Here is a 9,590-nt window from a genome sequence, read left to right as displayed (position 1 = left end):
ACTGGCAGACTTACCGGGCTTGCCGGGCGCAGATCTCAGCAGCTGGACTGGTTGTCGCAGCAGCAGAATTGAAACCATCCGCCTAACCGGGCGAACCAACGAATGGAGAGAGTCATGCGTACATGGCGAGACAAAACAGCGCAGGAGTTGCTCAACCACCTGCGTGATGCACAGAGAGCTGGGGCTGATCTTTCTCAGGTCTTTGTCCATTTCGAAAACGAAAACTCGATTGGCTTTTCTTGCGACAAGCACAACCACATCGAAGATTTCGACGTTACTCCGACTGAAGATCTATCCGCCTAACCCCAAACACTGGAGGTCGCCATGACCAAAGAAATCAGTTTTTTCGCGCAGCAAATTTCATCCGAAGCCGGTTATTTCCAAGACCGCCAGCGTCACCACATGACCAAAGTTAACGCCACGCTTTCGAGCGTTGAAGAAAGCGACATCCTTTCCGAGTTCACACCGGAAGAGATTCTTGATCATCACGACCGTGATGCCTTCCTTGAACTGATCGGCGAGAACTATGCCCGCGAGTACTTCGGGATCGAAGCTACCGACGGCATCGAAGGCGAATAACGCCACCCTGGAGGCGACCATGAACATCATCGCAAAAGACTTCACTGGATTGATCAAAGAAATTCTTGGCCTCGGCTGCGATGACTTCGCCTCCGTGGTGTGGATTCGTCAGCCGGTGCGCGTGAACGGCATGTGGCGCGCTACGGTGGCAGTGTGAAAGGCCCATCGAAGTACGACCTAATGGTCAGCCTTCTGGCCTTGGTGATAATCGTGACAATGGCGGTGTGAGATGAAGCCAGCAAACCGTGTTTACGTCGGAGGTCCACCACTCGATCCGCCCGACGAGCCCATACAAGTCGAGTGCAGCAACTGCAAATGCAAGACAGATGCTTCCGTATGGCGCGCTCGCCATGGGGAATGCCCAAAGTGCGGTGCCTGGGGCACTGCGATACCGAATGAGGATTAAACCGTGACTATTCCAAAGGGTTACAAACTTGTGCCGGTTGAGCCGACCGAAGAAATGCTGGTTGTTATGCACGATCGAATTCTGATCGGCGTCAATTTTAAGAAGCGCGAGGCAAGCATCCTAAACGACAAAGAATGGTGGGCAGCCGTTTTAGCCGCCGCCAAAACCCCGCCGCAACCCATCTACGACGAGGCGAAGGAGCGGGAGTTGTTTGAGGCGTATCACGCCATTGAAAGTGGTCTTGAAGGCACTGATCTTGAGACCGAATTTGACCGCAAAGATGATGGCGAATACGTCTATATGATGGCGGCAGATGGATGGAAATATTGGAAAGCCTGCGCCCAGTCCCGCGCCAAAGCTGGGGAGTTGGGTCATGAGTGAAGTGATGAAGTTTAAGTGCATTGGCAACATGGTTGGGCGTTCGCGTCTTGGCGGCGCTGAATACGTGTTTCTTTCGGACTTCGACCGCGTAAACGCCGAGCGTGACGCGGCGCTGGGGCGTGAGGCTGAGTTGCGGGAGTCAATCGTGGAATTCCGAGATCGTGAAGTTTCGCTTCGTGAGTCTCTCGGAAAAGCACGACATAGACTTGGCGAAGTTCTTGATGAGCGTGCTGCCCTGCAACAGCGCCTTACCGCAGAGGATGAGCGGGTGGATCAGGCAGTCACAGCGCTTAACGAAATTGCCAGGATTTCTCGGATGAGTGAAGAGCCTTTTGAGATTGCGACCCGGGCTATTGGCGAAATTTCCGCCCTCAAGCCAGCAGAGGGTGGTGGCGATGCGAGCTAGCCAGCGAAAGCTATGCGTGAAGTGGGACGGGTCGCATTTTGTCTGCACCCACCCAAATACGAACGTAACCGGTTACGGGGCAACCCCAGGAGCTGCGATTAGTAACTGGAAATTCTGGTGGGAGATTCCATATTGAAATCCCAACTCCCCGCCTACTGCTGGTGCCTACTGGCACTGGCACAACTGATTTTTTGAGGTGATTTATGAGTGAGTTTGTACGTGAAGGACGATACATAGTAGTTAAGCCTGATCACGAAGATGATATTCGCACGGAGCGGTTGAGAAACTACATTGAAGAGATGTGTTTCAAGACTCCTGAATGTGTTGTGGTTGAGGCGGACTGGCCAGAGTACGAAATGGTTTGGAGGATGATCGAGCGTCGCGTGACTGGGCAGCCCGTCGAAGACCTCGAAGCCCAACGCCTGCGCGCGGATACGGCTGAGCAGCGAATTTCATTCCTGGAAAACCTTATTGCCGAAGCGCATGTATGGATTGACCAGAATACCTTCGGCGGATCAGACGCCTACGATCTACGAGATAGATTGATCGCCGCCATCAACAATGAGCCAAAGCCATGACCACCAACCAAACGATTGACGGTGTGCCGCGCCAAGATATTAAAGCCGCTTGCGAATTGATTGAGGTTCTTTGGGAAAGCCTTCAACGTCACTCAAGCCCGCAGGATAATTGCTACACAATAGATGAGGTCGTGGAAAAAGGTCATCTCCCGGAACTGGCAAAGCTGCGCGCCCTGCTGGATACGCCTGATGAGTGCAGGTGCAAGCGATTTGGAAAGGGAAACCCGCACTGGCCGTGCCCAGTACATGCGGAGCCAGCCGCCCAGCCCCAGGGCGAGCCTGTTGAGCGTCAACCGGATGCGATAATTGAAGGCGTGATGACTTCGGTCGGAATAAGCCACGCCATCTACGCAAGCACCGTATCGCTCAAGCATGGCGAGCAGGTGAAGCTCTACGCCGAGCGGCCCGCGCCGTCAGGTCCACAGTACTGCGGCAAAATGAATGTCCCCCTTGGTCACGGCGATTACGCCAAGTGTGGCGACGATGATCCGTATGGGCTGTCAGAGAAATTGCAGTGCGCAAGCTGTCGTGATGGCGCGCCTGCATCGACGAAGTAACCCGCCTGAACGCAAAGGAGTAACACGATGGTAAACCGTGAATTGCGCAGCGAACTACAGGAGATGTGGATTATGAAATCGGCCAAGCATTCGGCGCCAAAGCCAGAAGTGAAGATCGCCAACACTAGCGACATGATCCGGCTGACGGCCATGTTTACGTGCGTGTGCTTGATCATTATGGGCGTCGGTATTGCGGTCTTGGCGGTGCTGGCATGAGCATTCCACAGTATTACGGCGCAACTGGCCACCTCATGGTCAAGCATTCAGATCATCTTAAAATCGTCGACCGGCTCAAGGCCGAGAACGAGACGCTGCGCCAAGCGCTGAGAGATGTCCGCAACATTTCTAGCGATTACCTTTCACCGCTTGCCTTGGGGCTAATCGATAACACGCTTGGCGACACATTGGATGACACAACCATGGGCAACGGGGATCAGGGATGACAGAGGTTTTCATCCTGATCCCCGGCGCGCCATTCGGTAAGCAATCCGTACGCGCCGGACTTCGCGGTAAGCGCGTGATCACGTACATGCCCAAAGAAACGGTCGAGTACGAGGACAAGTGCTACTACGAGGCTAAGGCGAGCATGCAGGGTCGTGCGCTGATTGAAGGTCCGGTGGAGCTGAAGCTGCAGCTGTTCTACCCAATCCCGGTATCCTGGAGCAAGAAGAAGCAGGAGGCCGCGCGCCTAGGTCAAATCGTCCCGACGAAGAAGCCCGACAGCTCAAACTGTCTAAAGGCAATCGAGGACGGATTCACAGGCGCCGTATGGATAGATGACTGCCAGGTGGTTGACCACCACATCACAAAGCGATTCGCAGAAGAGCCGTGCGTTATAGCAATCGTGACTTCTCTTGATCTTCAGTCTTGCTAGCCGTAACATCGCCAGCGCAGCCAAGGGTTTCGTCACGGTTTCCCTTCTCGGTCTGCCGCCCCGCGACAACCATGCCCGGCATGGCCGGGGCAACTATCAACCAACGCCAAGTGCCCGCAGGTGCGGAAATCGTCTTCATCCAACAGTGCGCTTTATGATGTCAAGTTGCCGGACGTGCCGGAATTAAGGCACTGTTGGATGCAGATGTACTGGTCAGGCTAAATACCTGGCACGCCGGAGATCAGAACCGGCAATCTGCATCAAGCGCCGACAGCTAAGAGTTCGGACTAGCCCCAGCCTAAAAGCCTGGGGCTTTTTCTTGCCTTGTGAAAATTCAGTTATGATGCATTCATCAAATCAAATTCAGGTCAAGACCATAATGGGGCCGACATGAGCGCAGAAGTAGCCATAGCAACGGCAGCCGGTGTTGGAACAGCCGGGTTGGCCTTGGTCTTTGACCAGAACCTAGCACTAGCGTCAGCGGGAGGGCTGGCATTTATGCTCGCGGTGTCAGTTACGATCCCCCTTCAAACGCGTTTCTTTTTCGCTGTAGGCAGCTTCATTCTTGGGTATCTCGTCGGATTAATCCTCATGTCTACGGGTGAACTTGGTGTCTACGCGGCCATTACCAGCTTTATTGCATCCGCGCTCGGCTCTTCAATCTTCGGAAGTCTGCACAAATGGGCAGATGGTGGTCCAACTCCTAAATGGATTTTGTTCCTCACCAAACTTTTCCCCTTCAGCATCAAGAAGGGCGGAGGCTCTGAATGACTGATCAGGCGTTATTACCAATAGCTTTGCTCGCAATCAGGTGCGCATGCCACGTGATGATTTTCCTTCGGGTTGCGACTTACACATCGCATGAGGGCTCACATCACAGAAAGATTGTCGGCGCGGTAGCCGCTCTGTTCGCCGGGCTAAACCTGGCAGAGGCCTTGCGCATCGTCTTCAACTTCCACGCATTCACCGCTAGCGTAGAGCCCTACCTTCCGGGGATAATGGTCTGCGTCCTGATATTCGTCACATGGTCAGGGGGCAACATGGCTTCATGGTTTCCCAAGAAGCTCCTAGATAGACTCCCATAAGGAAATAGAGCATGCGCAAGCAAGTACAGTCGACCAAGAAGCCAGGCAAAGAGCTGTATGCCAAGACTTCGGATCAGGTCAAGCCAAAGCCCGCAAGCGAGAAGAAGAAGTCGTGATAGCTCTGCTGATCCACTTCCTGGGCCACCTCTATGTAGACAGCGCAGTGCCCCCTTACGTCGGATCAGCAGACTCTTACTTCCTTGCAGGTTGGTACGCCGCCTTCGCTGCTGTAGACCTTCTGGCGCTATCCCTGGCAACCCATCCACGAATTCGCATCATCCTTGCTGTATCAGTGGCTTGGTCTTTTGCATTGGCCATCGAATCGTCACTCTTGATGGATGGCCTACAGTCTCAGGACTGGATAGCCCAGGCCTCTATAGACGGTGCACTGCTCATATGGCTAGCGGTCGACCTTCGCAGAGCCATGAAGCAAAAGTCGCCTAATCGGACATAACAAGAACACCACTCGCCCGGCCAAGTTGCCGGGCTTTGTTTATCTGCGCACCCATACGCTATGATGATCCACAAATCAACCGGAGATTCCACGAATGAAGACTTACAAAGCCAAGGCCCCAACCGTGAGTGCCGTAGAGCTGACTGACGTGCTGAAGCAATCGCCAGATGTCGCCAACATGATTGGCGCCAATTCAATGTCGGTCGACGTGGCCAAGAAGTCCGTGGTCCTCATGGTAGGGAAGGACACCTATTCAGCCATTGAAGGACAAGTGGTCTATCTGGAAGGCACCAAGGTCGTCGTGGCAGATGCCGATAAGTTCTACGCCGCGTATGAGGTGGCGTGATGGCCGGGGGGAGACCTACCAAATACAAGGCCGAGCATCTAAAGGTCGCTAAGGGGATGGCAAAGCTTGGCGCAACAGACGCTGAGCTGGCCTTAGCGCTCGGTGTCGCGGTTTCAACGGTCGCCCTATGGAAGGTGCAGCACAAAGAGTTTTCGGACGCCCTAACCATTTCCAAGGACGTTGCCAACCAAAAAGTCGTTGAATCACTGTACAAAAGCGCGATGGGTTACAGCTACACGGAAGAGGATATCCGTGTGATTGATGGGAAGATTGTTAAGACTGAGGTCACACGGCATTGTCCTCCCAACCCTACGTCTCTGGTGTTCTTCCTGAAGAACAGACTCAAGGCAGAGTTCCGGGACAAGCACGACTTCGAACACTCTGGGGGTATTTCCATCATCAAGGTGGATAACCTGGATGAGTCGCTATGAAGCTCAACCCGAAGCAGGCGGAGGCACAGATACTCCTGGCTGGCAACTCAACCCACGGGATGCTGTTCGGCGGTTCCCGTTCGGGCAAAACGTTCCTGCACGTGCGCAACACCATCATGCGCGCTGTCAAGGCGCCGAAGAGTCGGCATGTGATGCTTCGGCTGAGCTTCAAGTCCATCAAGAACTCCATCGTCCTTGACACGTTCCCGAAGGTCATGGACATCTGCTTCCCTGGCGTGGCTTACAACATCTCAAAGACTGACTGGTACGCAACCTTCGCCAATGGGTCAGAGATTTGGTTTGCTGGCCTCGACGACAAGGAGCGCATCGAGAAGATCCTCGGTATGGAGTTCGTGACGGTATACCTCAACGAGTGCAGCCAGATCCCATGGTCTTCTGTGGGCATCGTGATGACTCGACTGGCGCAGAAGGCCTATCAGGTGGTTGAGGGCGTCCAGAAACTGCTTAAGCCGCGCGCTTACTATGATTGCAACCCGCCCAACAAAGCGCATTGGTCCTATCGGCTATTCATCGAGAAGCGCGACCCGGACACAAAGCAAGGCCTCCCCAACCCAGAGAACTACGTGGCGTTCCAGATCAATCCAGACGCCAACACGGACAACCTAAGCCCGGAGTACCTGGACAGCCTTAAATCGCTGTCTGCACGCCTACAGAAGCGATTCCTGAAGGGTGAGTTCACCGACGCCAATCCAAGCCAGCTGTTCAGCGAAGAGAACATTGAGGCGAACCGCGTGCTGGACGGGAGCAACCTACCTGACATGGTGCGCGTGGTCGTGTCTGTTGACCCATCTGGGGCGGATGACGAAGCGAGCGCGGACAACGATGCAATCGGCGTAATAGTCGCAGGCCTTGGAACGGATGGCTGCGCTTACCTGCTTGAGGACTGCACAGTGAAGGCAGGCCCGGCGACATGGGGCAAGGTGGCCACTTCGGCCTTCGACCGGCACCAAGCGGATACCGTCGTCGGCGAATCAAACTACGGTGGCGCCATGGTCAAGCACGTGATAATGACCGCCAGGCCGCGAACGCCCTACAAGCAGGTGACAGCAAGCCGGGGCAAGCACGTGCGCGCCGAGCCGTTCTCAGCTCTCTACGAGCAAGGCAAGGTACGCCACGTCGGGAACTTCCCCGAGCTTGAAGACGAGCTGGTTGCCTTCACGACCTTTGGCTACGTAGGAGAAGACTCTCCCAACCGCGCGGACGCCCTGATATGGGCACTAGCCGAACTCTTCCCAGGCATGGTGAAGGCCAAGAAAGAACCAGTACAACCTAAAACCCGCCTGCGACCTCGTGTCGGTGGGCAAAGCTGGATGGGAAGCTAATGACCGATAGAACAGAAGACGAAGAACTCATTGCCGAGGCAAAGGCCAGGTTCCAGCGCTGCCAGGATTTCGAAGGTGACTTCAGGAAACTATTCACGGACGACCTCAAGTTCGTGAACGCTGACAGTGACAACGGCTACCAGTGGCCTGACGCAATGCGCATGCAGCGCCAGGACGACGCCAAGCCATGCCTGACCATCAACAAGACCCGCCAGCATGCTCTGATGGTCATCAACGAGGCGAAGGAGCATAAGCCCTCTGTCAAGGTGAGCGCAGTCGGTGGCGATGCGTCCTTCGAAAGCGCCCAGGTGTACGAAGGCGTCATCCGTCACATTGAGTACCAGTCCAACGCGACGGATGCTTACGATACCGCGCTTGAGTTCCAAGTGAAGGCGGGCATTGGCTACTGGCGCGTGGTCACTGACTACATGGGTGACGACAGCTTCGACCAAGAGATCTACATCCGGCGCATCCGCAACCCGCTTTCTGTTCGCCTTGACCCTGACATCAAGGAGCTGGACGGGTCGGATGCATCCTTTGGGTTCATATCCGACGACATGCGCCGCGAGGATTTTGAGCGTAAGTATCCGGCCTCCAAAGACGAGGTAAGCGACGGTTGCTTTGGCGAGTTCGATGAGTGGTGCACAAAAGACAACGTCCGCGTTGCCGAGTACTACTACAAGACGTTTGAGAAGGACACGCTTGTTGCGCTGCCGCTTCCTGATGGCCAGGGCGGCGAGCGAACGGAGATGATCCTCCTGTCTGAGCTGCGCGCGCAAATGCCTGACCTTGCGAAGGTCGCCATGGCGGACAAGACAATCCAGCGGCGCACCATCCAGAAACCAAAGGTTAAGTGGTGCCTGATCGCTGGTGACAAGATCATTGACCGCAGCGAATGGCTCGGCGTGACTATCCCTATCGTGCGCGTCGTCGGCGAAGAGATGATCATCGACGGCAAGCTTGACCGCAAAGGGCACGTGCGCAACTTGAAAGACCCGCAGCGCATGTACAACTACTGGACATCCTCGGCGACAGAACACGTCGCCCTCCAGACGAAGACGCCTTATCTGGCTGATACGCAGTCGATTGAGGGGTTTGAGACGATATGGGAGAACGCCAACAGCGAGAACGTCGCGTACCTCCCATACAACTCCGTTAATGACCAAGGCCAGCCTCTTGCGCCGCCTCAGCGCGTCGAAGCCCCGGTCATGAGTTCGGCATACATGGCGGGCATGCAGATGTCAGCCGAAGAAATGAAGATGGTTAGCGGGCAGAATGACGCGCTTATGGGCGCGCCATCGCAAGAGATCAGCGGCGTAGCCATCGGTAAGCGCACCCGCCAGGCAGACCGGGCAACGATGCAGTACCGCGACAACCTGGCCAAGGCCGTTCGGTATACCGGCAAGATTCTGATCGACCTCATCCCAAAGGTATACGACACGCCCCGCGTAATCCGAATCCTGGCAGAGGACGGAAGCGACGACACTGTGAAGATTGACCCAAGCCAGCAGCAGCCAATGGTCGAGACGCCGAAGGATGACGGAACAGACGGCGTAAACCGCGCCTTCAACCCTGCCATGGGCCAGTACGAAGTGATTGCCGAGTCGGGGCCGAGCTATGCCACCAAGCAGGCCGAACTGTTCGAAGCGCTTTCGCAGCAGGCACAGCAAGACCCTACGTTCATGAGCATTGCAGGCGACCTTTACTTCCGGGCTTCTGGTCTGCCGCTTTCGGATGAGTTCGCTGAGCGCTACAAGAACAGCATCCCGGCCAATGTTCGCGGCGAGGGCCCGTCTCCAGAGATGCAGCAAGCCCAGCAGGAGCTGCAACAAGCACAGCAGCAGGTTCAGGCACTTCAGGCTCAGCTCGCGGCCTCTATGCAGGCAGCAGCAGACGCTGACAAGAAGGCTGACGACAAGGCTAAGGCCAATGAGATCAACGCATTCAAGGCCGTAACAGACCGCCTTGATGGGCTCATGGACAAGCTAGACCCTATCCAGGCCGCTATCCTTGCCTCTCAGGCCGTGGCAGCTGCGTTAAAGGATCCTGAACCTATTGACTCGTCTGAGCCCGATCAAGTTGGCCAGCAGCCACCGTTACCCGTTGATGCACCACCACAACCACCAATGGGGCAAATGCCCCTCCAGTAA

15 protein-coding genes are annotated in these 9,590 nt (G+C 55.4%); all 15 read left to right on the top strand.

All coding sequences use genetic code 11. The features are described 5' to 3' along the window. Positions 1–114: 114 nt before the first annotated feature. Positions 115–303 (top strand): hypothetical protein, encoded by a 189-nt coding sequence (locus L8I05_RS28945; protein WP_242176599.1) that lies wholly within the window; start codon positions 115–117, stop codon positions 301–303. 21 nt (positions 304–324) lie between these two features. Continuing rightward, positions 325–579 carry a hypothetical protein gene (locus L8I05_RS28940; RefSeq protein WP_242176598.1) on the top strand — a complete coding sequence of 85 codons (255 nt, stop codon included), beginning with the start codon at positions 325–327 and terminating at the stop codon, positions 577–579. A gap of 19 nt (positions 580–598) precedes the next feature. Further along, positions 599–736, top strand: a complete 138-nt coding sequence (locus tag L8I05_RS28935; protein WP_242176597.1) for a hypothetical protein — start codon at positions 599–601, stop codon at positions 734–736. Between the two features lie 252 nt (positions 737–988). Continuing rightward, complete coding sequence (locus L8I05_RS28930; protein WP_242176596.1) at positions 989–1,366, top strand: hypothetical protein; 378 nt, start codon at positions 989–991, stop codon at positions 1,364–1,366. Next, positions 1,359–1,772: a hypothetical protein gene (locus tag L8I05_RS28925; protein ID WP_242176595.1), complete on the top strand. Its 414-nt coding sequence runs from the start codon at positions 1,359–1,361 to the stop codon at positions 1,770–1,772. The genes L8I05_RS28930 and L8I05_RS28925 overlap by 8 nt, the downstream gene beginning before the upstream one ends. Before the next feature lie 203 nt (positions 1,773–1,975). Beyond that, complete coding sequence (locus L8I05_RS28920; protein WP_242176594.1) at positions 1,976–2,350, top strand: hypothetical protein; 375 nt, start codon at positions 1,976–1,978, stop codon at positions 2,348–2,350. Then, complete coding sequence (locus tag L8I05_RS28915) at positions 2,347–2,907, top strand: hypothetical protein (RefSeq protein WP_242176593.1); 561 nt, start codon at positions 2,347–2,349, stop codon at positions 2,905–2,907. The genes L8I05_RS28920 and L8I05_RS28915 overlap by 4 nt, the downstream gene beginning before the upstream one ends. Before the next feature lie 27 nt (positions 2,908–2,934). Beyond that, the gene (locus tag L8I05_RS28910) at positions 2,935–3,123 is read left to right on the top strand and encodes a hypothetical protein (protein WP_242176592.1); all 189 of its coding nucleotides are present in this window, start codon (positions 2,935–2,937) and stop codon (positions 3,121–3,123) included. Next, positions 3,120–3,350 (top strand): hypothetical protein, encoded by a 231-nt coding sequence (locus L8I05_RS28905; protein ID WP_242176591.1) that lies wholly within the window; start codon positions 3,120–3,122, stop codon positions 3,348–3,350. The genes L8I05_RS28910 and L8I05_RS28905 overlap by 4 nt, the downstream gene beginning before the upstream one ends. Further along, positions 3,347–3,781, top strand: a complete 435-nt coding sequence (locus L8I05_RS28900) for a RusA family crossover junction endodeoxyribonuclease (RefSeq protein WP_242176590.1) — start codon at positions 3,347–3,349, stop codon at positions 3,779–3,781. Before L8I05_RS28905 ends, L8I05_RS28900 begins: the two co-directional genes overlap by 4 nt. Before the next feature lie 390 nt (positions 3,782–4,171). After that, a complete protein-coding gene (locus L8I05_RS28895; RefSeq protein WP_242176589.1) occupies positions 4,172–4,552 on the top strand; it encodes a hypothetical protein in 381 nt (126 codons plus the stop codon). A gap of 862 nt (positions 4,553–5,414) precedes the next feature. Then, positions 5,415–5,666, top strand: coding sequence for a hypothetical protein (locus L8I05_RS28890; protein ID WP_242176588.1), 252 nt, complete (start codon positions 5,415–5,417; stop codon positions 5,664–5,666). 56 nt (positions 5,667–5,722) lie between these two features. Next, a complete protein-coding gene (locus tag L8I05_RS28885; protein ID WP_242176587.1) occupies positions 5,723–6,097 on the top strand; it encodes a terminase in 375 nt (124 codons plus the stop codon). Beyond that, positions 6,094–7,440, top strand: a complete 1,347-nt coding sequence (locus tag L8I05_RS28880) for a phage terminase large subunit (protein ID WP_242176586.1) — start codon at positions 6,094–6,096, stop codon at positions 7,438–7,440. Before L8I05_RS28885 ends, L8I05_RS28880 begins: the two co-directional genes overlap by 4 nt. Further along, on the top strand, positions 7,440–9,590 hold the full coding sequence (locus L8I05_RS28875) for a portal protein (protein ID WP_242176585.1): 2,151 nt from the start codon (positions 7,440–7,442) through the stop codon (positions 9,588–9,590). The genes L8I05_RS28880 and L8I05_RS28875 overlap by 1 nt, the downstream gene beginning before the upstream one ends.

This window comes from Pseudomonas sp. MONT-RG-20F-20-E-7-02 (assembly GCF_022662395.1).
Taxonomy (GTDB): Bacteria; Pseudomonadota; Gammaproteobacteria; order Pseudomonadales; family Pseudomonadaceae; genus Aquipseudomonas.
The sequence above is the reverse complement of the archived record's forward strand: the minus strand, read 5'-3'. Positions and strand labels throughout refer to the sequence as shown.

Coding starts and splice junctions, on each gene's coding strand:
- L8I05_RS28945 (WP_242176599.1), top strand. CDS start 115: ATGCGTACATGGCGAGACAAAACAGCGCAGGAGTTGCTCAACCACCTG.
- L8I05_RS28940 (WP_242176598.1), top strand. CDS start 325: ATGACCAAAGAAATCAGTTTTTTCGCGCAGCAAATTTCATCCGAAGCC.
- L8I05_RS28935 (WP_242176597.1), top strand. CDS start 599: ATGAACATCATCGCAAAAGACTTCACTGGATTGATCAAAGAAATTCTT.
- L8I05_RS28925 (WP_242176595.1), top strand. CDS start 1,359: ATGAGTGAAGTGATGAAGTTTAAGTGCATTGGCAACATGGTTGGGCGT.
- L8I05_RS28920 (WP_242176594.1), top strand. CDS start 1,976: ATGAGTGAGTTTGTACGTGAAGGACGATACATAGTAGTTAAGCCTGAT.
- L8I05_RS28915 (WP_242176593.1), top strand. CDS start 2,347: ATGACCACCAACCAAACGATTGACGGTGTGCCGCGCCAAGATATTAAA.
- L8I05_RS28910 (WP_242176592.1), top strand. CDS start 2,935: ATGGTAAACCGTGAATTGCGCAGCGAACTACAGGAGATGTGGATTATG.
- L8I05_RS28905 (WP_242176591.1), top strand. CDS start 3,120: ATGAGCATTCCACAGTATTACGGCGCAACTGGCCACCTCATGGTCAAG.
- L8I05_RS28900 (WP_242176590.1), top strand. CDS start 3,347: ATGACAGAGGTTTTCATCCTGATCCCCGGCGCGCCATTCGGTAAGCAA.
- L8I05_RS28895 (WP_242176589.1), top strand. CDS start 4,172: ATGAGCGCAGAAGTAGCCATAGCAACGGCAGCCGGTGTTGGAACAGCC.
- L8I05_RS28890 (WP_242176588.1), top strand. CDS start 5,415: ATGAAGACTTACAAAGCCAAGGCCCCAACCGTGAGTGCCGTAGAGCTG.
- L8I05_RS28885 (WP_242176587.1), top strand. CDS start 5,723: ATGGCAAAGCTTGGCGCAACAGACGCTGAGCTGGCCTTAGCGCTCGGT.
- L8I05_RS28880 (WP_242176586.1), top strand. CDS start 6,094: ATGAAGCTCAACCCGAAGCAGGCGGAGGCACAGATACTCCTGGCTGGC.
- L8I05_RS28875 (WP_242176585.1), top strand. CDS start 7,440: ATGACCGATAGAACAGAAGACGAAGAACTCATTGCCGAGGCAAAGGCC.